We start from the raw sequence: 25,381 nt of genomic DNA on the forward strand, positions 1-25,381 counted from the left end.
GCACCCAAGTCACTGATCCGACAGAACCCTAAGGCCACAAATACCCCCTCTCACGGCCTGTGCCTGTGGAACCCGGGGGGGGCGGCGCACCCAATCGGCGCGGCGCTCACGAGCGGGGCTCTACGTCGGCGACGGCGATCCGCGGCCACCTCGCTGCGACCTCGTCCGCCGTGGCTGCCCGAACCGCACGCAGGTCACGGGGGTAGTCCACGCCTTCCGCTTCCACCGCCCGGGTGGCGTGGAACTGGCCGTTCGCGGCGCGGAGTATCCAGCCGCCGTCGGCGCATTCCCGGGACGCCAGATAGGCCACACCCGGCGCTACCTCACCGGGGCGCAGCTCGTCCGGTTCGCCCTCGATCCCCCACATGCGCGTCTTGGCGACCGGAGAGACCGCATTGACCACGATGCCGTGCTGCTCGCCCTCGGCGGCGAGGACGTTGGCGATGCCTACCGCGGCCATCTTCGCGGCGGCGTAGGCGGCAAGCCCGCGGTGAACGTACTGGGGATAGAGCGCCCGGCAGGATGTCGTCAGGACGATGCGGCCGTAGCCGGCCGCCTTCATCGCCGGCCAGGCCGCTTGCGCCAGCCATAGAGGCGCCCTGGCGGCGACTGCCATCATGTGATCGAAGGACGTCTGCGTTATTGCCTCGATGGTCTCGTAGCCCACCCATCCGGCATTGTGGATCACGGCGTCCAGTCGTCCGCCAACGCCCAGGGCCCGTCCGACGAGCTCATGGCAGCCCTCGCGCGAGCCGATGTTCCCGGGGATCGCCCGCACATCCAGTCCCTGCGCGCGAAGTCGCGCCGCCGCGCGTTCCGCGATCTGCGGGGCTTCCCCGTTACCGTCGGTGTTCGCACCGATGTCCTGAATCAGGACCGTTGCCCCCAGCTGTCCAATGTTTCGGGCGTACGCGAAACCGAGTCCGCGGCCCGCGCCGGTGATGAGTACCACCTGATCGTCGAAGTCCACCATTCTTCAGGCCCTGTTCGTGAAGACACGGCCCGTAAGTGTGCGTGCCGTCATTTGATACATCTAATACTATTAACACGCATATACGATATTCTTCTGGTATCACGCCTGAGGGGAAGCCCGAAGTCCCGCGGAGTGGATGCATGACGAGAGAAGAGCGCATTCCCATCAGGCTGCGCACGATGGAGCAGTTCGTCGCCGTGGCGGAGGAACGGCATTTCCATCGCGCCGCCGAACGGCTGAACATGTCGCAACCTCCGCTCACCCATGCGATCCGCAAGCTGGAGGAAGCGCTCGGCGCCACACTGATTCAACGGGGCAATCGTGTGCTCGGGCTGACGGCGGCGGGTGCGGTATTCCTCGATGAGGCGCGGGAGACCCTTCGCCAGGCGGGGCACGCCGTCACGGCGGCGCGGGACATGGCAGCGGGTCGGACCGGCGTGGTGCGCCTGGGTTATGTCGGCAGCGCGCTCTATGGGCGGTTGCCGGACGTGGTCCGCGAATTCCGGGCAGCGCACCCGAAGGTACGCCTGGAGTTGCGGGAGGCGACCACCGCCGCGCAGGTCGCCGCGTTACGCGAGGGAACACAGGACGTCGGGGTCCTGATTCCGCCGCTGGTGAATGCCGAAGACATCGGGCTGACGCCGTTCGACAGGGATCGCCTGTGCATGGCCATCCCGAACGATCACCGCCTGACCAGGCGGCCAGACGTGACACTCGCCGACCTGGCCGACGAGCCGTTCATCCTCTGGCCGATGGTTGAAGGTCGTGGCTTCCATCTGCAGGTAATCCGGCTCTGTGCTGACGCCGGCTTCGTGCCGAAGGTCGCGCAGGAGGCGTACGGGATGCACGCGGTGCTATCGCTGGTGGCGGTGGGCGCCGGGGTCTCCGTCGTTCCCGAGAGCATGAGCAGCTTTCGCGGGGATCGGATCAGCTACCGGCCATTGCCCGGGTCGGCCCCCGGTTTCGACCTCGTACTGGCGGGCCGCGACTTGTCGCCGGCGGCCAAGTGTTTCGTCCGTTCCGCCGGACAGGCGTGATCCGACGCTTGACGCGCGTTCGGGGTCTGTCGGGGTCGGGTCCCGGAAGAGTCCGGGGGCGGAGGTGGAGAGGCGGCCTTTGCGGTCACCTGACTGGGGTCGCCGCCGCGTATCCGCAGTGGGGCGTTTCGTGCCGGCTGAAGGGGTAGGGTACCGAGAAGAAAAAGGGCGCGGCCGGTGCCGCGCCCTCTCTGGCTCGTGAGCAGCTGCTACGGGATCAGTAGCGGTAGTGCTCCGGCTTGTACGGACCTTCCTTGGGCACGCCGATGTAGTCGGCCTGGTCCTTGCTCAGCTCGGTGAGCTGGGCGCCGATCCGCTCGAGGTGCAGCCGGGCGACCTCCTCGTCGAGGTGCTTCGGCAGGATGTAGACCTCTTTGTCGTACTCGCCCTTGTTGGCGTGCAGCGCCATCTGCGCGAGCACCTGGTTGGTGAAGCTGTTGGACATCACGAAGCTCGGGTGGCCCGTGGCGCAGCCCAGGTTCACCAGCCGGCCCTCGGCGAGCAGGATGATCTTCTTGCCGTCGGGGAAGGTGACGTGATCCACCTGCGGCTTGATCTCGTCCCACTCGTACTGCTGCAGCGAGGCCACGTCGATCTCGTTGTCGAAGTGGCCGATGTTGCACACGATGGCCTCGTTCTTCATGGCCTTCATGTGCTCGTGGGTGATGACCTGGTAGTTGCCGGTGGCGGTGACGAAGATGTCCGCCTTGTCCGCGGCGTAGTCCATGGTCACCACGCGGAAGCCCTCCATCGCCGCCTGCAGCGCGCAGATGGGGTCGATCTCGGTGACCCAGACCTGGGCGCCGAGGCCGCGCAGGCTCTGCGCCGAGCCCTTGCCCACGTCGCCGTAGCCGGCGACCACGGCGGTCTTGCCGGCGACCATCACGTCGGTGGCGCGCTTGATGCCGTCCACCAGCGACTCGCGGCAGCCGTAGAGGTTGTCGAACTTGGACTTGGTCACCGAGTCGTTGACGTTGATCGCCGGGAAGGGCAGGCCCTCGTCGCGGGCGATCTGGTAGAGGCGGTTCACGCCGGTGGTGGTCTCCTCACTGACGCCGCGGATCTGCTCCTTGATGCGGCTGTAGAAGCCCGGGCGATCCTTCAGGCGCTGCTTGATGGCCGGGAACAGCGCGCGCTCCTCCTCGTTGCTCGGGTTGTCGAGGATGGAGGGGTCCTGCTCGGCCTTGGCACCGATCATCACCACGCCGGTGGCGTCGCCGCCGTCGTCGAGGATCAGGTTGGGGCCGTCCTCTTCTGGCCAGTCGAGGATGCGGTGGGTGAACTCCCAGTACTCCTCCATGCTCTCGCCCTTGTAGGCGAACACCGGGATGCCGCGGTCGGCGATGGCGGCAGCGGCGTGGTCCTGGGTGGAGTAGATGTTGCAGGAGGCCCAGCGGACCTCGGCGCCGAGCTCGACGAGGGTCTCGATGAGGACGGCGGTCTGGATGGTCATGTGCAGGGAGCCAGCGATCTTCGCTCCCTTCAGCGGCTTGTCGGCCCCGTACTTCTCACGCAGCGCCATGAGACCGGGCATCTCGGTCTCGGCGATCGCGATCTCCTTGCGGCCCCAGCCCGCGAGGGAAAGATCGGCGACATGGTGGTCGTTACGGGTGTTCTCCACGATGGCGTTCATGGTGTCACTCCGTTAAATCACCGAGCGCCGTTGTGAATGAAAAAACCCGCCGCCGAGCCTGGCCGGCCTTTGCCGGTTGCAGCGCTCCTCGGCGGCGGGGCGTCATGCTGACGCGAGTCGCTTACAGGCCGGCGGACCCGCGCAGGGCCTCGGCCTTGTCCGTCTGCTCCCAGGGAAGCTCGACGTCCAGGCGGCCGAAGTGGCCATAGGCGGCCGTGCTCAAGTAGATCGGACGCTCCAGGTCGAGCATCTTGAGAATGCCGAACGGACGCAGGTCGAAGTGCTCGCGGATGAGGTCGGTCAGCCGGGTGTTGTTGACCTTGCCGGTGCCGAAGGTCTCGGCCATGACCGAGGTCGGCTCGGCGACGCCGATGGCGTAGGAGAGCTGGACCTCGCACTTGTCGGCGAGCCCGGCGGCGACCACGTTCTTCGCCACGTAGCGCGCGGCGTAGGCGGCGGAACGGTCGACCTTGGACGGGTCCTTGCCGGAGAAGGCACCGCCGCCGTGGCGGGCCATGCCGCCGTAGGTGTCGACGATGATCTTGCGCCCGGTCAGGCCGCAGTCACCCAGCGGCCCGCCCGTGACGAACCGGCCGGTCGGGTTGATGTGGAACTTGGTGTCGGCGTGAAGCCACTCGCTCGGCAGCACCGGCTTCACGATCTGCTCCATCACCGCTTCCTTGATCTGGTCCTGGCTGACGTCCGGGTCGTGCTGCGTGGACAGCACCACCGCGTCGCAACCGATGACCTTGCCCGCCTCGTCGTAGGCGAAGGTGACCTGGCTCTTCGCGTCCGGACGCAGCCACGCCAGCGTGCCGTCCTTGCGCAGCTCGGAGTGCTTGCGCACCAGGCGGTGGGCGAAGTCGATCGGCGCGGGCATGAGCGTGTCGGTCTCGTTGCACGCATAGCCGAACATCAGGCCCTGGTCGCCGGCACCCTGCTCCTCGGGGCGGCTGCGGTCGACGCCCTGGTTGATGTCCTCGGACTGGGCGCCCAGCGCGTTCAGCACCGCGCAGGTGGCGAAGTCGAAGCCCTTGTCGGAGCTGTCGTAGCCGATGTTCGCGACCGTCTCGCGCACGATCTTCTCGATGTCGACCGTCGCGGAGGATTTGGTCTCACCAGCGATCAGAACCATGCCGGTCTGAGCCACCGACTCCGCGGCGACACGCGCCTTCGGGTCCTGCTGCAGGTAGGCGTCCAGAATCGCGTCCGAAATCTGGTCGCACATCTTGTCCGGATGGCCCTCGGAGACGGACTCCGAGGTAAAGAGGTATTCCTTGCTCATGGGCAACTAACTCTCTGTCTGTGCTTTGTTGCTGAAGTGTCTTGCCCGGCGCTCAAATACTGAACAGTTCATTGTAACGGGCAATTCTCGCTTGCATAGAGGCGACGGTCAGGCCGGCTTGCGGAACACGAAGATGCCCCAGGCCAGATGGCCGTTGCGGCCGCCGTTCACCCAGTGCTGGAGACCGCGCTTCATACGCTCGATATAGTCGGGACTGACCGAGCGCGCCACGTCGGCCTCGTGCTCGGTGAGGATGTCGTAGACGCGACCGTAGTGCGCGGCAATCATCTCCGAATGGTCGACGAACTCGACCTCCTCGATATCCAGCTCGCCGAGCGCGCGGCGATAGAACCCCGGCGAGCCGAGCGTCTCCAGATGAATGCGCTCGAGAATCGGGTCGAGCACCCCTTCGGGGCAGTCGTCCGCCTGCATCGGGTCGGTGAAGATGAAGTACCCGCCCGGGCGGAGCACACGCGCCACCTCGGCGAGCACGCGCCGGCGGTCGCCGCTGTGGAGCATGGCGTCCTGGGACCAGACGATGTCGAAGCTCTCGTCGTCGAACGGGAGTTCCTCGAAGCTGCCGTCGATGACGTCGACGAGATGGTCGACGCGCTGCTCGCGGTTCTTCTGCCGGCCGCGCTCGTTCTCCTTCTCGCTCAGGTTGAGCGCGGTGACGTGGCAGCCGAATTCGTGCGCCATGTAGCGTGCGGAACCGGCATATCCGGCGCCAATGTCGAGCACTCGGCTGTCGGCGTTGAGGTTCGGCAGCCGGCGGGTCATTTCCTCGACGGTGCGGCGACTGGCGTCGCGTACCGGCTCGCTGTCGCTCTGGTAGAGGCCGACGTGGATGTCCTCGCCGCCCCAGACGATGTGATAGAAGTTATCGGCGTCGTCGCTGTTGTAGTATTCGCGCGCGGTCTCTACCGCCGCGGTATAGGCCTTACTCACTCCAGATCCTCCCTGTAGCTCTTCTCGGCCACGTGGACGAAGAAGTCCGGCTCCGCCTCGCGATAGGTTTCCTGGAAGTCGCCGTAGGTCTCGATGTGCTGGAAACCCACCTCGCCCAACAGGCGCCGGACGTAGTCCTTACGCAGCGGGAACATGTTCAGGTAGTACGTGGACTTGTCGGGGAAGTCGTACTTGAAGCGGGCGAGGCCGTCGTCCACGTGCTCGGGATACACGGAGATATTGTCGCCGCAGTAGTAGTACGTGTGCTTGCTCGAGTAGCCGACGTCGAGAATGGCATCGTAGTTGCGCTGATCGAGGATCAGCACGCCGTCGTGCTTCAACGTGGCGTAGAACTCGGCAAGCGCCTTGCGGCGGTCGTTCTCCGAGAACAGGTGGGTGAAGGAGTTGCCGAGGCAGATGATGGCATCGTAGTGGCCGTGGACGTCGCGGTTCAGCCAGCGCCAGTCCACCTGCACGGTGCGCACGATGTGGCCGCGCTGACGGCCGTTCTCGAAGGCCTTGGCGAGCATCTCCGGGCTACCGTCGCAGCTGACCACCTCGAAGCCCGCCTCGATCAGGCGCACCGAGTGGAAGCCCGTGCCCGTGGCGACGTCCAGCACCTTCTTCGCGCCGCGCTCGCGCAGCAGATCGATGAAGAAGTCGCCCTCGCTCTTCGCGCGGCTTTCCCAGTCGATGAGCTCGTCCCACTTGTCGACGAAGCCCTCGTTGTACTCGTGCTTGTAGTGTCCGGTGTCGCGACAAGCGGTCGGATCGCTGCCGAACTCCTGCTCTTGTTGTGTTGCGGCCATGGGTTAACCCCTCCATTGGACGATTGACGATACCGGGCGAAAGACAGGCGCGGCCGCCGGGACGGACGAGTCGCCCCGTCGACGCCAGTGCCAGGGTGGCCGCGGCGTCTTGCCCGAAAGCGCTGTGATTTGGGTCTGAGGAAGGTCAGCGCGGGTTGCCGCGCCGCCGATGGCTCGCGAAGACCTCGCGAGCGGTGGCGGCCGGCGAGCCCCACCCCGGGTGAATGCCCCGTGGTGAGTTGTTGATCGTGTCAGTGCGCTGCATGGCAGCCCCCTGTTGCGGTCGCACGTTCCCCTACGTTTACGTTACGTAAACTTTGGCTCCAGCCCGATCGCGCTCGCTATCGGCCGGGCTCGGTTGATGCCCGATCACCGACGCGGCCCACGGGCCGCGAGAATCGTCGCCAGCGTTTCGCTCGTTGCCCGGCGCTTGCCGGGGCGATCGCCCGGTGTCGCCGGAAAGGACGGCATTACGCCGAAAACCTTCGCTGGTGTGGAGACCCGAAAGTGACCTGCCCGTCTGGGGTCACTCCGCAGCCTGAAGCGAAGGCATGTACCGTATGAGTGAGATACATGGTGGTGCAGTTCGCTCGGCATTTCAAAGTCGTTTTCGTGAACAGCCGGTTACACATCGGCGTTGATGCGGGATTAGGCCTGCTAGATCAGGCACTTGTGTGGAGTGTTCACGCTCAGACGAACGGTAGCATTTTACAGATGAACGGTTTGTCAACAGCCGGGTTGGGGCTGGACGGCAGTGGTGCGGCGATGTTAGTTGAACGCTTCTTCAAAAAAACCGACGGGTATGAGGCTTGAAGCGACGGTCGAACCCTGGCCACTGGTGCGCAGCTCACCATCGAGAACGGTGGTTGCGGTGACTGCAATCAGCGCGCCGATTGCCTCGTCAATCAACCCGGCGGGGCTACCCGCTGATCCCCGGATAGCACCGAGGGTGCGGAAACGGAAAGGGCGCAATTTGCGGGGAATCCGGCGGAATGCCGGTGCCGTTGATCGCCACCCGCTGTCCACGAGGCGCCGTCGACCAACCACGGCCGCCGCACTCAACGCTATCCGGGGTTCGGGATATCGCGCTACTGGCCGTTTGCCCGGTGACAAGGGAAGTGACACACTGCTGACCAAACAATTAGGCGAGAAACGGCGCGATCGCCGCCCACAGCTGCTTCGTTCCCACCGTGATGGTTAGCACATGCAGCGGTGCGACTGGTTTGCCGGTGAGGCGCTGCGGCGTTTGCCGCATCGACGGGATGCCTTGAGTTGACCGTCAATAGGAGAGTGCGGCTCGCGCGGGGCAACGCTGTTGCCCCATACACACAACAACAAAGCGATAAGGCACGGCTGGAAGTTCGAGGCCTGGTCGACACAAGGATCGACGAGGCCCGATTCGGGCGCGCGGGGGTGTGCTGTTAGCCGTGCCGCAGGGGCATCATGCACGATCATCCGTTGTATTCCCATGCGCAGTCCGCGCCTGCGGGCACGTATAGTCGGCCTGTAGCGCATCAGGGCAACCGCGGTGTTGTCCTGCCTTCGGTCATCCCTTCCCATCCGGCGGTGGCACCGGGTCGCAAGGCTACCCGCGATCACTTGTCGCGGAAGCCGACGATCTCCCGACTCGGTGCGTTGCTGCTATTGTTGGTCTTCCCGGCGCTGGCAGCCGCGAATCTAGTGACGAATCCCGGCGCTGAAAACGACGTCACGGGGTGGGACCAGACGCCGGCGCAGGTAAACGGGGATGACAACGACTGGATCGCCTACCACGAATCCCCCTATACCGATACGGTCCCCGAGGGCTTCGATGTCTTCGCACCCACCTCTGCCAGCCCGATCGCCGGGACCGTGTTCAACCTTCAACAGGACGTCTCCGGCGGTGCGGTTCAGGGGGGCGTCGAATTCAGCTTTTCGGCGCGCGCGAAGACCATAAGCCCGGACGACGCTCGTGTGCTCGTGGAATACCGTGACGGTGCGGGCACCGTGCTCGAGACGTTCGATTCCGGCTTCTTCGATGCCACCGGCACGACCTACGGCACAGTGAGCGACACACGCGTCGCGCCAAGTGGCACCCAAGTGATCCGCATCCGACTTCAGGCCCGCGAGCAGGGGGGCACGAGCTCATTCACGGATGCCTTTTTCGATGACGTGAGCCTGACGGCGGCCAGCCCGCCGCTGACCGCTTCGGACGACGGCCCCTATACGGTGGAGGTGCCCGCCGACTTGAGTGCGCCGGCCCCCGGTCTGCTCGACAACGACGCGTTGGGAGACCCCGCGGGCGATATTGCGAGCTATGGCGGCGGCGACCTCGGCGGGAGTGTCACCGATCACACGGCGGGCAACTCGGTGAGCCTCGCAGGCGGCACGCTGACGGTGAACGCGGACGGGAGCTTCAGCCTCGCGAACGCTCCGTCCGAGCCCGGCACCTATACCTTCGACTATCGCTTGTCGAACGGCAGCGCCCAGGACGACGGGACCGTGACCATCGTCGTCGAGCCGAACAATCTGCTGCTCAATCCGAGCGCTGAGAACGGCGAGACCGACGACCATGATTCCGACAGCGCGACCGACATCGCCGACTGGGTGGAGGAGCCGAACCAGACAGGTACAGGAGAGGACAACAACTGGCAACCGTTCGACGGTGAGGGCGCCACCGATGGCACGAACGCGTTCACCATCGAGACGGGGAACCCAGCCAATGGCACCGTGTTCGATCTGCACCAGCAGGCCAGCGGCGGGGCGGTCACGGCCGGTGCCGAGCTCACGGTCACGGCCGACGTCAAGACGAAGGGCTCGGACGAGGCGCGCCTCGTTGTCGAGTACCGCGACAGTGCGGGCAACGTCCTGGAGAGCTTCGACAGCGGCTATCAGACGACGGGGGGCGCATTTGCCGAGGTCACGGACACCCGGATCGCGCCGGCCGATACGGCAGGGGTTCGGGTACGTCTCATGGGCCGGGAGGTGGGCGGCACCGACGATAGTTCCGACTACACGGATGCCTTCTTCGACGATGTTCGCCTGTATGCGTCGACCGCACCGCTGAACACGGCTGACGACGGGCCTTATGCGATGTCGGCGTTCACGACGTTGAGCCGCGTCGCGCCGGGTCTGCTGACGAACGACAGTCTCGGTGACCCGGAAGGCACCATCGCGAGCTTCGGCAGCGGTGACCTCGGGGGCAGCGTCACCGACCATGCTGCCGGCAGCACTGCCACGCTCGCCGGGGGCACACTCACCGTCGGCTCCGACGGCTCGTTCGAGCTGGCGAGTCCGGACACGACGGGTACGTATACGTTCGACTATCGTCTGGCCAATGGCAGCGCGCAGAGCGACGGGACCGTGACGCTCGAGATCGAGTCGGCCACGGGCAACAACCTGCTGCTCAACCCTGGCGGGGAGAACACCGTGCTCGACGACGACGACTCGACCGGGAACGATCCGGCCGACTGGAACGAAGTCCCCGAGCAGACCGCCGAAGGTGACGATAACAACTGGATTTCTCTGGACGACCTCGGGCAGACCGAAGGCGCGAATGCGTTCCTGATCGAGGTCGCGAACCCGGCCTCGGGGTCGGTGTTCGAGCTGCGACAGGATATCACGGGTGGTGAGGTCACGGGCGGGTCGAGCTACGCGTTCACCGGCGACATGAAGACCCTGAGCCCGGATCGGGCCCGGGTGATCGTCGAGTATCGTGACAGTGGATCGGTGCTCGAGAGCTTCGACACGGGGTATGTGGATACCGGCGGCAGCTTCACCGCCGTGTCGGATACGCGGGCGGCGCCCGCCGGTACGACAACCATTCGCGTGCGGCTGATGGCCGAGGAGGCGGGTGGTGGCACGACCTACACCGAGGCTGCGTTCGACAACCTGTCGCTGGTGCGACAGAACTCGGCCCCGATCATGGATCTGGACACGGGGGCCGGCGGCAACGGCGCAACGGACACGTTCTCCGAGAGCAGCGATCAGGGTAATGGGGCCTTGGCCGGGGTGACGGTGACGGGACCGGTCTCGCTGACCGACATCGAAGGCAGCGTCGACCAGGTGACGTTGACGCTCGACAACAATCAGGGGGACACCGGCGAGCGGCTATACCTCGACGCGGCGGACCTGGCGGGAGTCGTCACCGGCGCTGGCAGCGGCGATACCCTCACGCTCAGCCGCAGCGGTGGCTCGGTGACGGACCTGGAAGACACAGTGGCCAACGTCCGCTACCAGAACGATAGCGACGCGCCGGACACGACGGACCGCACGGTGACGGTCGAGGCGACGGATGACGAAGGGGCCACCGCGACCGCGACGGCAACGATCAGCATTCAGCCCGACAACGATCCCCCAGGCATCTCCCTCGACCAGACCACCGCCTCCATTGCGGAGAACAACGGCGGCGACGTTGTCGTGGCGCAGATCACTGTCGACGACGACGGCGATCCGGGCAGCAACAACAATGTCACGCTGAGCGGCGCGGATGCGGGCGTCTTCACCACCGACAGCAGTGACCTGACATTCACCGGTACCGCGGATTTCGAGACCAAGAATACCTATCAGGTCACCGTCGAGGTCGACGACCCGAATGTCGGCGGCACGCCCGACGACAGCGCCGCGTTCACCCTGAACATCCAGAATGTCGATGAGCCTCCGGTGTTCCTGGGCACGGGTCCGTTCGGGGTGAACGAGACGGCAGGCAACGGTGCCGCCGTGGGCGATGTCGATGCGGTCGACGGCGACGGCGGGACCGCCGATGCGAACCTGACCTACGCCATCGTCGGCGGGAACACGGGCGGTGCCTTCGCGATCGATGGAGCCTCCGGCGCAATCACCGTGGCCGACGCGTCGGCCGTCGATTTCGATGCGAGTCCAACGTTCACCCTGACAGTCGAGGCTGATGACGGCACGAATGCCCCGACTGCCAGCGTGACCGTCAATGTGAGCAACGCACCGCCCGCCGCGCCCGTGGATGCCGACGGTACCAACGGGGGGGCTGTGGCCGAAGATGCGGTCAACGGGACCGCGGTTGGCATCACGGCCGACGCCGCCGATCCCGGTGGTGGCAACGTCAGCTATGCGTTGACCGATGACGCTGGCGGGCGATTCCAGATCAACGCTGGTACGGGCGTGGTGACGGTTGCCGACGGTTCGCTGCTGGATTTCGAAAGCGCGACATCGCATTCGATCAGTGTCCAGGCTACCGACGATGATGGGGGGGACTCGCCCACGGCCTCGTTCACCATCTCCGTCACCGACGTCGATAGCCCGCCAGTGTTCACCGCGAGTGGACCATTCTCGGTCAGCGAATCCGCCGCCAACGGTGTGACCGTGGGTGATGTCGATGCCAACGACGGCGACGCGGGCGCTGCGGACGCGGGCGTCACCTACGCCATTACCGGCGGCAACGGCGGCGGCGTCTTCGCGGTCGACAACAGCGGCGCAATCACCGTGGCCGATGCGTCGCTGGTCGACTTCGAGAGCAGCGCATCCTTCGCCCTCACTCTGGAGGCCGATGACGGCGGACAGACGACGTCGGATACGGTCACCGTGGACGTCACCGACGAGCCGCCCGCGAAGCCGGCCGATACGGACGGCGCTGCCGATGCCATCGCCGAGGATGCGGCGAATGGTGATCCGGTGGGTGTCACGGCGGACGCTGCCGACCCAGCGGGCGGGGCCGTCACCTATGCGCTTGCCGACGATGCCGGCGGCCGCTTTGCCATCGACGGCAGCGGTCAGGTCACGGTCGCCGATGCCGCAGCCCTCGACTACGAGAGTGCTGCCGGCCACACGATCGCCATAGAGGCACGTGACGCCGACGGCACCGCCTCCACGTCGCTTTCGGTAACGATCACCGTTACGGACGCGCCCGATACGCCGACGCTGACGGCCCCCGAGGATTTGACCGGCGCCGATGCCGTGGACGCCACCGGCCTCTACACCGCCGTGGATCTGGAAGCGCTGACCCAGGCCATCGCCCAGGATGACGAGGACGGTACGCTCAAGCCCGAGCCCGTGGCCCTGGACGGCCAGCCGGCGAACGTGGGCCAGCCCGCCTGGCTGCGGCCGGGCACGCACACGCTCACCTGGTCGGTGACCGACAGCGATGGCGCGACGGTGACCGACGACCAGATCGTGGAAGTTCGCCCCCGGGTCGGCATCGGGCCCGACCGGACCGTGCAGGAGGGTACGACCATCGAGCTGCCCATCGAGCTGAACGGTGACGCGATCGATGGCACGACACCGCGCATTGACTTCGACGTCGCGGGAACAGGCAGTGCCGACCCCGGCGATTATGCCGGCCTGGGGGCGCCGGGTACGGTCATGATCCTGGCCGGATCCTCCGGAACCATCGGCTTGGACGTCCTCGACGAAGGCGCGGGCGAAGGGCCGGAGACCCTCGTCATCGAGCTTACCCGGACGGGCGGCGATACGGTCCTGGCCGGCCGCAGGCAGGCGACGATCACCATCGTGGAGGAGAACACACCGCCTGTCGTGTCCTTGAGCGCCGAGCAGGGCGGCAACGACCCGGCCGTCGTCGTCGACGGCTCGGCGGGTGCTATCCCGGTCACCGTGACGGCCGAGACGATCGACGCGACGGCCACCGGCAATATGAGCTTCGCCTGGAACGCGGGTGCGTCGGGGCCGGTTGACCTGAACAACGACGCGGATCCGGCGACGTTCGAGTTCGATCCGGCGGGCCTCGCGCCGGGCGTTTACACGTTCGAGGTGTCTGCCACCGACAACGGCTCGCCGGCCGAGACTGGTCACGCTCGCCTGAGGCTGCGTGTTCAGGATCCTTTACCCGCGCTCGGTGGCGGGGATGCGGACGGGGACGGGGTGGCCGACAACGATGCCGCCGAGGGCTATCCGGATCGTGATGCGGATAATCTGCCGGACTACCGCGACCCCTTCCCGGACCGGAGCGCGATCCACGAAGCGCTCGCCGATCCCGCCGGCTACGTGATCGAGACCGAGCCGGGCCTCGACATGGCACTCGGACGCGTGGCCTTCGACCGAGATGAGGCCGGGGCGCAGGTGAGTGAAGGCGCCATCGCCGACATTCTCGGTCCGCGTGACAATCGCGACAACGTGGGCGGCTACGCCGCGTTGACCGTCCGGAGGCTGTTGCAGCCGGGCCAGTCCGCGCGCGTCGTGATCCCTCAACGCCAGGCCGTGCCGGCGAATGCGGTCTACCGCCAGTTCGGCGAAACGGGCGACTGGCGGAACTTCACCACCGATGGCGCCAACGCGCTGGCCTCGGCACCGGGCGTCCAGGGTTACTGTCCGCCGCCGGACGCCCCCGCCTACACGGATGGCCTGTCGCAGGGCGATTGGTGTGTGCGGCTCACCGTCGAGGACGGCGGCCCTAATGACGTTGACGGGGCAGCCGATGGCGAGGTGAGTGTCCTGGGCGGCGTGGCCATCGGCAACACCGCGCCGAGTCTGTCGGGCACGCCAGCGACCGCCGTGGACGAGGACGTCGCGTACAGCTTCACTCCCTCGGTCGACGACCCGGACAGCGGCGACACGCCAACCTTCACCATCGTCAACCGGCCGGGCTGGGTGGCGTTCGACAGCGCCACGGGCGCGCTGACCGGCACGCCCGGAAATGCCGACGTGGGCGAGTACACCGGTATCGAGATAACCGTGGCGGATGGCCGTGGGGGGACGGACGCCCTGGGGCCGTTCAGCATCACCGTCAACAATACCAACGACGCGCCGACTATCTCGGGCACGCCGCCCAAGACGGTGGCCGAGGGCGATACCTATGCGTACACGCCGGCGGCGAGCGACGAAGATACCGGCGACAGCCTCACCTTCAGCGGCGTCAACCTGCCTCCCTGGCTGAGCCTGGACCCGGCCACCGGGGAGGTGACCGGCACGCCGGGCAACGCCGACGTGGGCAGCTACGCCGGGGCCGCGATCGAGGTCACCGACGCTGCCGGGGCCAGCGCTACTCTCGGGCCATTCACGTTGACCGTTACCAACGTCAATGACGCTCCGACCATTGACGGAACGCCCGCCACCGGCGTCGCCGAGGATGAGCTTTACACCTTCGTCCCCAGTGCGGCCGATGTGGATGCCGGCGACACCCTGACGTTCAACATCGACAATCGGCCGGCCTGGGCCGCGTTCGACCCCGATACCGGGGCGCTCACGGGCACGCCCGGCGACGCGGCAGTGGGCATCACCGAAAACGTCGTCATCAGCGTGAGCGATGGCCAGGCGACGGCGGCGCTGCCGGCATTCGACCTCGTGGTAACGGGCGTCAACGACCCACCGACGATCGAGGGGGCGCCGCCGCGCACCGTGTCGGTGGGGGAGCGCTATGCCTTCACCCCCACGGCCAGCGACGTCGACGATCCCCCCGGGGCGCTGACCTTCACGGTCGACAATGCCCCGGAGTGGCTCAACCTCGATACTGACGCGGGAATACTGTACGGCACCCCTGGAAACACCGACGCGGGCATCTACCGGGGTATCGAGCTGCAGGTGAGCGATGGCCGTGAGACCGACGTGCTCGGGCCGTTCACCATCGAGGTCAGCGGCGGCGGAGACGGCGACCGCGACGGCGACGGTATCCCGGACGAGTTCGAAGAGAAAACACCCGGGCTCGATCCGGATGACCCCACGGACGCGGACGGCGACATCGACGGCGACGGCCTCACCAACCTCGAGGAGTACGAGCAGGGCACACCGCTCGACGCCGACAGCAAGGCGCCGGTGGTCACGGCGCCGGCGGACCGGCGGGTCGCCGCGACGGGGCTCTTCACCCGGGCGGCGTTGGGCGAGGCGAGTGCCGACGACGCCCTGGACGGCACAGTGCCCGTGCGTCGCGAGCCCGCCACGGACTGGTTCGCCCCGGGGCGGCATGTGATCCGTTGGCTCGCCGAGGATGCCGCCGGCAACCGCGGCAGCGCCGAGCAGGTGCTCCAGGTGCTGCCGCTCGCCGGCATCGCCGGGCCCGCCAACGTGAGCGAGGGCGAGACCTTCGCGCTGACCGTCGCGCTCAACGGCGAGGCCCCCGCGTACCCGGTCACCATCCCCTTCCGGGTCAGCGGCAGCGCCACCGCCCCCGGCGATCACGACCTCCTCGACGGCGAGCTCGTCATCGACTCGGGCGTGACCGGGCGCATTCCGGTGACCGTGGTGGACGACGGCGTCAACGGCGAGGGGCCGCGGACGTTGACCGTGGCGCTGACGGATCCGTCGGGGGCGGCGCTCGCGCCGCAGCACGCGCACACCGTGACCCTCCGCGAGTCGCCGGTGGCGCCGGCGGTGGCGCTGGCGGCCCGCCAGGCAGGGGAGGTGCGGACCACCCTCGTGCAGGGTGACGGCACCGTCGCCGTCACCGCCTCGGCGGCCGGGGCGGAGGCCGATGAACTGCGCTTCGACTGGAGCGCGACCAGCTCCGCCTTGGTCGACCGCGACCCGACGGACCACGTGCTCGCCTTCGACCCGGCGGGCCTGTCACCGGGGCTCTACCAGGTGGCGGTGCAGGCGCACCGCCCCGGCGCGCCGGCGGCCGTGGGCAAGGCACGCCTCACCCTGCGGCTCATCGCCAGTGCCCCGGCGCTGGGAGAGCGCGACAGCGACGGCGACGGGGCGAGCGATGCCGAGGAGGGGATCGCGGACGCGGACGGCAACGGCATCCCTGCCTATCGCGATCCGCGGCGCGCGGCGAACGCCATCCCCGCGCGGGAGTCGGGCAGCGGGTATCTCGCCGAGACGGAGCCGGGACTCAGCCTGCGGCTCGGGACGGTGGCGCGCCGCGAGGACGTAGCCGACATCGGCGTGGACACGGCGGCGCTGGCCGATCACGTTGCCGGCTACGAGCCGGACGAGCGCCAGCACGTCGGCGGCTACTTCGACTTCGAGGTGAGCGGCCTGTCCGAGGCGGGGTCGAGCGTGACGGTGATCCTGCCGGTGAGCGAGGCGATTCCCGAGGCGGCGGTGTACCGCAAGCTCGACGAGCGCGGGCGCTGGTTCACCTTCGTGGAGGACGACGCCAACCGCCTCGCCTCCGCGCCGGGCGAGGCGGGGTACTGCCCGCCGGCCGGCGACGAGGCCTACACACCGGGACTCACGGCCGGGCACTGGTGCGTGGCCCTCACCCTCGAGGACGGCGGCCCAAACGACGCCGACCGGGCGGCCGACCGCCGGGTGAGCGACCCCGGTGGCGTGGCGACGACCGCCGGCGAGGGCGGCGACGAGGACGAAGGGGGGGCAGGCGACGACAATGGCGGCGGTGGTGGTGCCGCCGGGCCGGCGGCGCTCGTGCTGCTCCTGCTGATGCTCGTCGCCGGTCGCTGGAGACCGGCGCGCGGCGGCTGGCGGTAACGGCAGCCGCCCACGGGGCATGGCCCGTCGCCGTCCGGGCAGTGCGCTGGCGGACGCCGGCGCGCACCGCGCCTGCCCTTCTGGACGCGACTATTCCCGATTGCCGAGACGGCGACGGGCCGCCCGGCCTCGCCGGCGCTTCGAGTGTGGTGCCTGTGTACCGACCTGTATCCAATAGGGTTCATTTTTGTTTAACTCCGTAATGCGACGTATTCGCATTTTTGTGCGCATCCTGTACATTGTGCATGGTCCCTTCATTTCCGTATCGCTCAAGGAGTATCCACATGCGCCATTGCCAACTTCTCGTCATGCTGGCCCTGCTGCTCGCCGCGCCCATGGCGTTCGCCGCGGACTGCGAGATCACCGTCGAGGCCAATGACTCGATGCAGTACGACACCGACCGCATCGAGGTCAGCAGCGCGTGCGACACTTTCACGGTGACCCTGAAGCACGTGGGAAGCCTCTCCCGCGAAGCCATGGGCCACAACTGGGTGCTCACCGAAACCGCCGACAAGCAGGCGGTGGTTGACGCCGGCGCTGCGGCCGGTCTGGAGAAGGGTTACCTCGAGCCCGGCGACGAGCGCGTCATCGCTGCCACCGATCTCATCGGCGGCGGTGAGCAGACGTCCGTTACCTTCGATGTTTCGCAGCTCGAGCAGGGCGGCGATTACACCTTCTTCTGCTCCTACCCCGGGCACTGGGCGGTGATGACCGGCGAGCTGACCCTCGTCGACTGATTTCGGCGGCCGGGTGCAGCCCCGGCCGTGTTGTCTGTCGTTCGACGCGATCTCGCTCGAGCGTGGTCGTGTTTGCTGCCGGGCACGATACCGGCGGACATCCCCGTGAAATCTTCCGTCCGTAGCTTGGCGCACGCGATCCCGTGCCCGGCCGGATGGGGAATGCCCCTGCCGGGCGAGAACAACCATTCACCCGTGCAGGAGCAGCCCATGACGTATCGATCGCTGGTCCACGGCGCGCTCGGCCTGACGTTGCTGGCCGGCAGCGCTGTTGCCCATGCGCAAGCCGGCGCTTACTTCGAGCGTGTCGCGACCTACCCCGTGTACGAAAATCTCGGGAGCGACGCCGACACCCGGACCGAGACGGCCGCCGAGATCATCACCGCCACCGACGACGGCCGGATACTTGTCTACACCGACAGCCCCGGTGAAGCGGTAGGGTTCATCGACCTCTCCGACCCCGCCCGTCCCCGCGGTGACGGCCGCATCGCCCTCGACGGCGAACCCACGTCTACGGCCGTTGCCGGCGCGTACGCCCTGGTCGCCGTGAACACTTCCGGGTCCTTTACCGAGCCGGACGGTCACCTGGCGGCCATCTCGCTGGAGACGCGGGAGGTGACTGCCACCTGTGCCCTGGGCGGGCAGCCCGACAGCGTCGCGGTGAGCCCGGACGGGCGCTACGCCGCCGTGGCGCTGGAAAACGAACGCGACGAAACCCACCGCGGCGGCGCGCTGCCACAGTTGCCGGCCGGCGAGCTCGCGGTCTTCGAGCTCGGCAGCGACGGCACGCCGGCCAATTGCGATTCCGTGCACCGCGTGGACCTCGCCGGCCTCGCCGCGGTGGCACCGACGGACCCAGAGCCGGAGTTCGTGGATATCAACGCTGCCAACGAGGCGGTGGTGACCCTCCAGGAGAATAACCACCTGGTCATCGTCGACCTGGAGAGCCGGGAGATCGTCACCGACTTCTCCGCCGGCACTGCCGGGCTCGCGGACGTGGACGCCAACGACGACGGTGTGATTGCCGGTGTGAACGCGCCCGCCGGCCTGCGCCGCGAGCCCGATGCCGTGCGCTGGCTGGACAACGAGCGATTCGTCACCGCTGACGAAGGCGACTATCGCGGCGGGTCCCGCGGGTTCACCGTCTTCCGCCGCGACGGCACCATCGCCTACACCGCCGGCGCGCGCATGGAGCATCTCGCCATGCGCACCGGGCACTACCCCCTCGCGCGGGCGGCGAAGAAAGGCGTCGAGCCCGAGGGCGTGGAGATCGCGAGCTTCGGCGATGAGCGGCTCGTCTTCGTCAACGCCGAGCGCGCCAACTTCGTCGGCGTCTATCGCGACAACGGACCGGGCACCGCGCCCAGCTACCGCCAGATGCTGCCCACCAGCGTGGGGCCGGAGGGCACCGTCGCCATCCCCGGACGCGGTCTGCTCGTGGTCGCCACCGAAGAGGACATGCCGGAGGAGGGCGTGCGCGCCACCGTTCAGGTCTTCGAGCGCTCGGCGGATCGGCCGGCCTACCCCATGCTGGTCGCCGGGACTGAGGACGCCACCGGCACGCCTATCGGCTGGGGGGCCCTGTCCGGCATGGTCGCCGACGCCCGCGATCCGGGCACGGCCTACGCCGTGAACGACAACTTCTACGGCGAGTCACGAATCTACACCCTCGACCTCAATGCTGAGCCCGCCCGCATCACCGGCTACCGTACGCTCACCCGCGACGGTGAGCCCGCCGCCTACGACCTGGAAGGCATCGCCCGGCGCGAGGGCGGCGGCTTCTGGCTCGTCTCCGAGGGCGATCCGGAGGAGGGCGTGCGCAACCTGCTCATCGAGGCGGACAGTGAAGGCCGCGTGCGCCGGGAGATAGCGCTGCCGGTGGCGGTGCAGGCACAGGCCATCGGCAACGGCTTCGAGGGCGTGGCGAGTTGGCCGTCGGCGGACGGCGAGCGCGTGATCGTCGCCTTCCAGCGCTCCTGGAAAGACGATCCGGCCCACCACGCCAAGCTCGGCATCTACGACCCCGCGACCGCCGCCTGGACCTTCGTTCACTATCCGTTGGACGAACCGCACTCGGAGCGCGGCGGCTGGGTGGGGCTCTCCGAGATCACCCATGTCGACGGCTCACGCTTCACCCTCATCGAGCGGGACAACCAGCCCGGTGCCTACGCCGCGCACAAGGTGCTCACCACCATCGACCTCGCCGACGTCGAGCCTCGCCCCGCCGGCGCGGACCTGCCGGTGGTGGACAAGCACGTCGCGGTGGATCTGCTGGAGCGCCAGCGCGCGCGCAACGGCTGGATCGCCGACAAGCCCGAAGGCCTCGCCCTGACCCGCGACGGCGTGCTGCACCTCGTCGTCGACAACGACGGCGTCCAGGACGCTCCCGGCGAGACCCAGCTCCTCGAGGTGGGCACCCGCGACGACCTCTGAGAGCGACGGTGACCCATGCCCGGCGGATACGGCGACGCGCCGTATCCGCCGGAAATCACCTGCCGTATGGCGCCCCGATTCCCGCCCTTGCTAACCTCCCCGTAACCCGGTGGCTGAAAAGCGTTCCGTTTCGCTCTTTAAAAACAGGTGCATACGCTAAAGTGTGTTCCCCGCACACGCGGGGATGAACCGTACTCGGGGCCCAGCATCTTCTGGGCGTCCTCGTGTTCCCCGCACACGCGGGGCTGGTCCAGGGTGCAGGAACGGCAATGCGCCAAAGCCGCTGGCTATCGCCTGTCCCGGTGGATTTGCGTACCGCCTTTGCCCTCGAGGACGGAAAGGGCGTCGCGGAGACGCCCGATGCCGGCGATACCGCCGGACTCAGCAAAGTCGCAGGCCGCGCGCACCTTGGGGGCCATCGAGCCTTCCGCCAGCTCCAGCGCGCCCGCCTCGGCAGTTGAGAGCCGGTCGAGCCGCTTTGCCTCGGCCCCGCCGAAATCGCGGTAGACTCCGTCGACATCGGTCAGCATCAGCAGTGCGTCCGCGCCGAGCTGCCGCGCAAGCAGGGCGCTGGCGGCGTCCTTGTCGATCACGGCCTCGATGCCGACCAGGCTGCCGTCTTCTCGGCGGACGACGGGGATACCGCCGCCGCCCGTGCAGATCACGATCACCCTCTGGTCCAGGAGCAGCTGCAGCACGCGGAGGTCGGGGATCTCTACCGGCCTGGGCGAGGGCACGACGCGCCGCCACTTGTCGCCGTCCGGGGCGATCGACCAGCCGGCGGCCTGCGCGCGCGCTTCCGCCTCGTCCCGGTCGTAGACCGGCCCGACGAACTTGGTCGGTCTGGCGAACGCGGGGTCATGGCCGTCGACGACGACCTGCGTCAGCAGCGTCGCGACCGGCCTGTCGTGACCCAGGATGTTCTCCAGCTCCTGTTCGATCATGTAGCCGATCATGCCCTCGGTCTCGGCCCCGAGCACGTCCAGGGGATAGGCCTCGTCCGGCTTGTAGGCGGCACCCTGCAGGGCGAGCAGGCCCACCTGCGGCCCATTGCCGTGGGTGACGACGAGGTCGTGACCCGCCCGGACGATACCGGCCAGTGCCTCGGCGGCGTGGCGAACGTTGGCGCGCTGGACCTCCGCGGTCAGTGGCTCGCCGCGTTCGAGCAGGGCATTGCCGCCCAGAGCCGTAACCACCAGCATGCTCAGCTCCCCAGCGTGGCCACGAGAACGGCCTTGATGGTGTGCATCCGATTCTCCGCCTGATCGAAGACGATCGAGGCCGGGCTCTCGAATACCTCCTCGGTCACCTCCAGCGCATTCAAGCCGAATTCCTTTTCGATATCCGCGCCGACGGTGGTATCGGTGTTATGGAATGCCGGCAGGCAGTGCATGAAACGCACCCGCGGGTTGCCGGTCCGGCGCAGGACATCGGTAGTCACCTGGTAGGGCGAGAGCAGCTCGATGCGCTCGGCCCATTTCTCCTTCGGCTCGCCCATGGACAGCCACACGTCCGTGTAGATGAAGTCCGCGCCCTCGACCGCCTCGTCCACGCTCTCGGTGACGGTGATGCGCGCACCGCTCTCGGCGGCCAGTGCCTGGGCCTCCGCCTGGATGTCGTCGTCCGGCCAGCACGCCTTCGGAGCGCACAGCCGCACGTCCATGCCCATCTTGGCGCCGCCGATGAGCAGGCTGTCGCCCATGTTGTTGCCGGCGTCGCCGAGGAAGGCGTAACTAACCTCGCGCAACGGTTTCTCGGCGTGTTCCTGCATGGTCAGGAAATCGGCGAGTATCTGCGTAGGGTGGAATTCGTCGGTCAGCCCATTGTAGACGGGCACCCCCGCGTGGGCCGCCAGCGTTTGCACGACCTTCTGGCCGAAGCCGCGGTACTCGATCGCGTCGTAAACGCGGCCGAGCACCCGCGCGGTGTCCTTCACAGACTCCTTGCTGCCGAGGTGGGTGCCCGTCGGCCCCAGGTAGGTGACGCGTGCGCCCTGGTCGTAGGCCGCGACCTCGAAGCCCACCCGGGTGCGTGTGGAGTTCTTCTCGAAAATCAGGGCGATGTCCTTGCCCTGCAGGTTCGCCACCTCGGTGCCGGCGTACTTCGCTGTCTTGAGATCGGCGGCCAGCTTCAGGAGGAAGGCGATCTCCTTTTGCGAATAGTCGCGCAGGGTCAGGAAGTGGCGGTTCTTCAGGTTGAATGCCATGGTTCGGTCCTCGCTTTTCAGGCCGGGTCGCGCGCGGTGGGGCAACTCATGCAGTGGCCGCCGCCGCGGCCGCGGCCGAGCTCGGCGCCGGGGATCGCCAGGACCTCGACGCCGGCCGCCTTCAGCGCGGCGTTGGTGTCGTCGTTGCGGTCGTAGCCGATCACCACGCCCGGGCGCAGCGCCAGGACGTTGTTGCCGTCGTTCCACTGCTCACGGGCGCGTTCCTCCTCGGTCTCGCCGCCGGTCGGTACGATCTGGAGGCGTTTGTAGCCCAGTACCTCGGCGACGATCTCGAAGATCGGCCTGGGATCGTGGCGGAAGTCGAGCGGCTTGTCCCCCTCGCCCGGACGGATGTCGTAGCACACGAGCTCGTCGGCAACCTCCTTGAAGGTGGTGACCACGTCGCCGCCGCACAGCGTGAAGATCGTGTCCAGGTGCATCGATGCCCGCGAGCGCGGGATCTTGAAGGCCAGCACGCGCTGTGCCGTCCCGGAGGCGAACAGCGAGATCGCGAGCTGGCCCACTGCCTGCGGCGAGGAGCGCTCGCCCATGCCCACGAGCACGGTGGCGTCGCCCACCGGCATTATGTCGCCGCCCTCCAGGGTCGCCAGCCCGTGCTCGCGCGTCGGGTCGCCCCAGTGGATGTTCACCCTGCCGGCGAAGGTCGGGTGATACCGGTAGATCGCCGTGTTGATCAGCGTCTCCGGGCGGCGGGCCGCCCAGTACATCGGGTTCACCGTCACGCCATCGTAGATCCAGGCGCTGTTGTCCCGGGTGAACAACGCGTTGGGCAGTGGCGGCAGGATGAATCCGTGATGACCGAGGTAATTGCCGAACAGCCCCGTCAGCTCGAACGGCACCTCGTCGACCGTGAGCCCGCCGAGTAGGTGTTCGGCGAGCCGGGTGCTCGGCAGCTCGTCGAACCACGCGCGCAGCTCGGAGAGTGCACCGACGCCGATGTGGTCGACGGTGACGCGGTGATCGAGCACCCATGTCCGCGCCTCGGGGATGTCGAGGGTCTCCGCGAGCAGGTCGTTGACGTCGAGGACCTCGATTCCCTCGTCACGCATGGTGCTGGAGAAGACGTCGTGATCCTTCTGTGCCTGCTTGACCCAGAAGACGTCGTCGAAGAGCAGCTCGTCGCAGTTCGAGGGCGTCAGGCGGCGATGGGCGAGGCCCGGGCGGCACACGACGACCTGCCGGAGCGTGCCGGTTTCCGAGTGAACGCCGAGAGTCGGTGCGGGCATATCGATTTCCTTTTCGGTGAGGGCCTAGATCATCGTGCCGACGCTGAGTGCGATCGTGATGAAGATCGTGAGTAACAGCAGCAGCGGCCAGATGAAGGCGATCCAGCGGTGATAGGGCACGCGCCCGATGGTGAGGCCGCCGATCACCACGGCGAAGGTCGGGTTGATCAGATTCACGAGTCCGCTCGCGGACTGGTAGGCGGTGACCACGAGTTCCCGACCGACCCCGGCGAAGTCCGAGAGCGGCGCCAGGATCGGCATCGACAGCACCGCCAGCCCGGAGGAGGACGGCACGAAGAAACTCATGGCCGCCTCGATCCAGAACATCAGGTTGATGAAGGCGAGTTCGCCGAGGCCGCCCAGTGACGCCGCGGCGCTGTGCAGGATCGTGTCGGCGATCAGGCCCTTGTTCATGATGACGACGATTCCGCGCGCGAGACCCACTACCAGGGCGACGCCCAGCAGGTCGCGGGCGCCGTCGACGAAACGGCTCGTGAGCTCCTTCTCGCCCATCCGGGCGACGATGCCGATGACGATCGCCGAGCCGAAGAACAGCGCGCCCATTCGCGCCATCCACCAGCCCTGTGAGGATACCCCCCAGATCATCACGGCAAAGGTGAGGCCGAACAGCACCAGGACGATCGACTGGGTGGCGGTGAGCGTCGATGAGTGGGTCTGCTCGTCGTCACCCCCGAGGAAGTATGCCTTGTGCGCGGCGTGCTGCTTGGCAACGACGGAGCGCGACGGGTCGGTTTTCACGCGCTGTGCATAGGCCATCACGTAGCCGATGCACAGTGCCAGCCCGCCCAGCAGGATGACGAAACGCAGCACGATGCCCTTCGTGAACGGGATCGAGGCCGCGTTGGCGGCGATCACGGTCGCGAACGGGTTGATGGTCGAGCCAAGCACGCCGATGCCGGCGCCGATCAGGATGACGGCGACCGCCGTGATCGTGTCGTAACCCGCGGTGAGCATGACCGGGAGCAGGATGCTGTAGAAGGCGAGTGTCTCCTCGGCCATGCCGTACGTCGTGCCGCCGATGGCGAACAGGGTCATGAGTATGGGGATCATCCATATCTCGTGGCCCTCGAGCTTGCGCATGGCTTCGCGTATGCCGGTGTCGACGGCGCCGGTGCCGTTGACGACCCCGAGAAATCCCCCCAGGAACAGCACGAACAGCGCCACGTCAATGGCGTTCGCCGCATAGCTGTCCGGGTCATAGAAGCCGGCGATGGGCGCCAGCATGACGTCGACGAAGCCCTGCGGGTTCGGTTCGACAGCCTGGTAAGTGCCGGGGACGGCGACTTCCCGGCCGACGGCCTCGTTCATCGTTCGTTCGTATTCGCCCGTGGGGATGATCCAGGTGAGTGCGGCGACGAAAACGATGAGGAGGAACAAAACGGTGTAGGCGGTCGGGAAACGGGTGGCGAGATCCGGATCCTTCTGCGCCTGGGGCCTGGAGTCGGCAGACACGGCACATCTCCTTGTTGCGACGCTCGTGCTGCGCCGTAACCGTTGTGGAAGCCGCAGGACGTCGTGCATTCGAAGCCAACACTAGGCCGGACGAGCGCCTGTCCACGTTGATGCGCGTCAAGTTGTTAGCAATCTACCGATGACTTCATGATGTGGCTGTGCGCTCCTGCGGGGAACACCGCATGGCTGCGGAACAAGCGCGGGACTCCGGGAAAGTCGAGGCGGTTCAGGTTCCCTGTTGATTGGGAGCGTGATTCCTTCTGGGAGA

General features: G+C 67.3%; 14 protein-coding genes and 1 riboswitch. Of the genes, 5 read left to right on the top strand and 9 right to left on the bottom strand.

What is annotated here, in order from left to right; genetic code table 11:
- Nucleotides 1-106: 106 nt before the first annotated feature.
- Nucleotides 107-973: an SDR family NAD(P)-dependent oxidoreductase gene (locus ACPEES_RS19365; protein ID WP_435105304.1), complete on the bottom strand. Its 867-nt coding sequence runs from the start codon at nt 971-973 to the stop codon at nt 107-109.
- A 140-nt stretch (nt 974-1,113) separates the two neighbouring features.
- Here ACPEES_RS19365 and ACPEES_RS19370 point away from each other — a divergent pair, with 140 nt between their 5' ends.
- Nucleotides 1,114-2,010, top strand: coding sequence for a LysR substrate-binding domain-containing protein (locus tag ACPEES_RS19370; RefSeq protein WP_435105307.1), 897 nt, complete (start codon nt 1,114-1,116; stop codon nt 2,008-2,010).
- A 217-nt stretch (nt 2,011-2,227) separates the two neighbouring features.
- Here the strand turns inward: ACPEES_RS19370 and ahcY are convergent, their stop codons facing one another.
- The 4 genes from ahcY to ACPEES_RS19390 all read right to left on the bottom strand — a co-directional run bounded on the left by ahcY (nt 2,228) and on the right by ACPEES_RS19390 (nt 6,685).
- The gene (gene ahcY, locus ACPEES_RS19375) at nt 2,228-3,643 is read right to left on the bottom strand and encodes an adenosylhomocysteinase (protein ID WP_435105309.1); all 1,416 of its coding nucleotides are present in this window, start codon (nt 3,641-3,643) and stop codon (nt 2,228-2,230) included.
- Nucleotides 3,644-3,658: 15 nt separating this feature from the next.
- Nucleotides 3,659-3,739: riboswitch (S-adenosyl-L-homocysteine riboswitch) on the bottom strand.
- 25 nt (nt 3,740-3,764) lie between these two features.
- Nucleotides 3,765-4,928: a methionine adenosyltransferase gene (gene metK / locus ACPEES_RS19380; protein ID WP_435105311.1), complete on the bottom strand. Its 1,164-nt coding sequence runs from the start codon at nt 4,926-4,928 to the stop codon at nt 3,765-3,767.
- A 108-nt stretch (nt 4,929-5,036) separates the two neighbouring features.
- Nucleotides 5,037-5,876, bottom strand: coding sequence for an SAM-dependent methyltransferase (locus ACPEES_RS19385; RefSeq protein ID WP_435105313.1), 840 nt, complete (start codon nt 5,874-5,876; stop codon nt 5,037-5,039).
- A complete protein-coding gene (locus ACPEES_RS19390; RefSeq protein WP_435105315.1) occupies nt 5,873-6,685 on the bottom strand; it encodes a glycine/sarcosine N-methyltransferase in 813 nt (270 codons plus the stop codon). The genes ACPEES_RS19385 and ACPEES_RS19390 overlap by 4 nt, the downstream gene beginning before the upstream one ends.
- Before the next feature lie 573 nt (nt 6,686-7,258).
- Between ACPEES_RS19390 and ACPEES_RS19395 the strand changes: the two genes are divergently transcribed.
- The 4 genes from ACPEES_RS19395 (at nt 7,259) to ACPEES_RS19410 (ending at nt 20,187) form a co-directional block, all read left to right on the top strand.
- A complete protein-coding gene (locus ACPEES_RS19395) occupies nt 7,259-7,498 on the top strand; it encodes a hypothetical protein (RefSeq protein ID WP_435105317.1) in 240 nt (79 codons plus the stop codon).
- Between the two features lie 786 nt (nt 7,499-8,284).
- Complete coding sequence (locus tag ACPEES_RS19400) at nt 8,285-17,017, top strand: cadherin domain-containing protein (RefSeq protein ID WP_435105319.1); 8,733 nt, start codon at nt 8,285-8,287, stop codon at nt 17,015-17,017.
- A 284-nt stretch (nt 17,018-17,301) separates the two neighbouring features.
- A complete protein-coding gene (azu, locus tag ACPEES_RS19405; RefSeq protein ID WP_435105321.1) occupies nt 17,302-17,754 on the top strand; it encodes an azurin in 453 nt (150 codons plus the stop codon).
- A 210-nt stretch (nt 17,755-17,964) separates the two neighbouring features.
- Nucleotides 17,965-20,187, top strand: coding sequence for an esterase-like activity of phytase family protein (locus tag ACPEES_RS19410; RefSeq protein ID WP_435105324.1), 2,223 nt, complete (start codon nt 17,965-17,967; stop codon nt 20,185-20,187).
- Between the two features lie 287 nt (nt 20,188-20,474).
- Here the strand turns inward: ACPEES_RS19410 and arcC are convergent, their stop codons facing one another.
- Genes arcC through ACPEES_RS19430 form a run of 4 tightly spaced genes read right to left on the bottom strand, consistent with a single transcriptional unit; the run spans nt 20,475 to nt 25,113 of the window.
- On the bottom strand, nt 20,475-21,389 hold the full coding sequence (gene arcC, locus ACPEES_RS19415) for a carbamate kinase (RefSeq protein ID WP_435105326.1): 915 nt from the start codon (nt 21,387-21,389) through the stop codon (nt 20,475-20,477).
- 2 nt (nt 21,390-21,391) lie between these two features.
- The gene (gene argF / locus ACPEES_RS19420) at nt 21,392-22,393 is read right to left on the bottom strand and encodes an ornithine carbamoyltransferase (RefSeq protein WP_435105328.1); all 1,002 of its coding nucleotides are present in this window, start codon (nt 22,391-22,393) and stop codon (nt 21,392-21,394) included.
- 17 nt (nt 22,394-22,410) lie between these two features.
- Entirely contained in the window at nt 22,411-23,640 is a 1,230-nt protein-coding gene (locus ACPEES_RS19425; protein ID WP_435105330.1) for an arginine deiminase, read from the bottom strand.
- A gap of 24 nt (nt 23,641-23,664) precedes the next feature.
- Nucleotides 23,665-25,113 (bottom strand): YfcC family protein, encoded by a 1,449-nt coding sequence (locus ACPEES_RS19430; protein WP_435105332.1) that lies wholly within the window; start codon nt 25,111-25,113, stop codon nt 23,665-23,667.
- Nucleotides 25,114-25,381: the final 268 nt, after the last annotated feature.

Source organism: Arhodomonas sp. AD133 (genome assembly GCF_051195215.1).
Classification (GTDB): domain Bacteria; phylum Pseudomonadota; class Gammaproteobacteria; order Nitrococcales; family Nitrococcaceae; genus Arhodomonas.

Excerpts from the sequence above, each read along its gene's own strand:
- ACPEES_RS19365 (WP_435105304.1), bottom strand. The coding sequence starts at position 973 with ATGGTGGACTTCGACGATCAGGTGGTACTCATCACCGGCGCGGGCCGC.
- ACPEES_RS19370 (WP_435105307.1), top strand. The coding sequence starts at position 1,114 with ATGACGAGAGAAGAGCGCATTCCCATCAGGCTGCGCACGATGGAGCAG.
- ahcY (WP_435105309.1), bottom strand. The coding sequence starts at position 3,643 with ATGAACGCCATCGTGGAGAACACCCGTAACGACCACCATGTCGCCGAT.
- metK (WP_435105311.1), bottom strand. The coding sequence starts at position 4,928 with ATGAGCAAGGAATACCTCTTTACCTCGGAGTCCGTCTCCGAGGGCCAT.
- ACPEES_RS19390 (WP_435105315.1), bottom strand. The coding sequence starts at position 6,685 with ATGGCCGCAACACAACAAGAGCAGGAGTTCGGCAGCGATCCGACCGCT.
- ACPEES_RS19395 (WP_435105317.1), top strand. The coding sequence starts at position 7,259 with ATGGTGGTGCAGTTCGCTCGGCATTTCAAAGTCGTTTTCGTGAACAGC.
- azu (WP_435105321.1), top strand. The coding sequence starts at position 17,302 with ATGCGCCATTGCCAACTTCTCGTCATGCTGGCCCTGCTGCTCGCCGCG.
- ACPEES_RS19410 (WP_435105324.1), top strand. The coding sequence starts at position 17,965 with ATGACGTATCGATCGCTGGTCCACGGCGCGCTCGGCCTGACGTTGCTG.
- arcC (WP_435105326.1), bottom strand. The coding sequence starts at position 21,389 with ATGCTGGTGGTTACGGCTCTGGGCGGCAATGCCCTGCTCGAACGCGGC.
- argF (WP_435105328.1), bottom strand. The coding sequence starts at position 22,393 with ATGGCATTCAACCTGAAGAACCGCCACTTCCTGACCCTGCGCGACTAT.
- ACPEES_RS19425 (WP_435105330.1), bottom strand. The coding sequence starts at position 23,640 with ATGCCCGCACCGACTCTCGGCGTTCACTCGGAAACCGGCACGCTCCGG.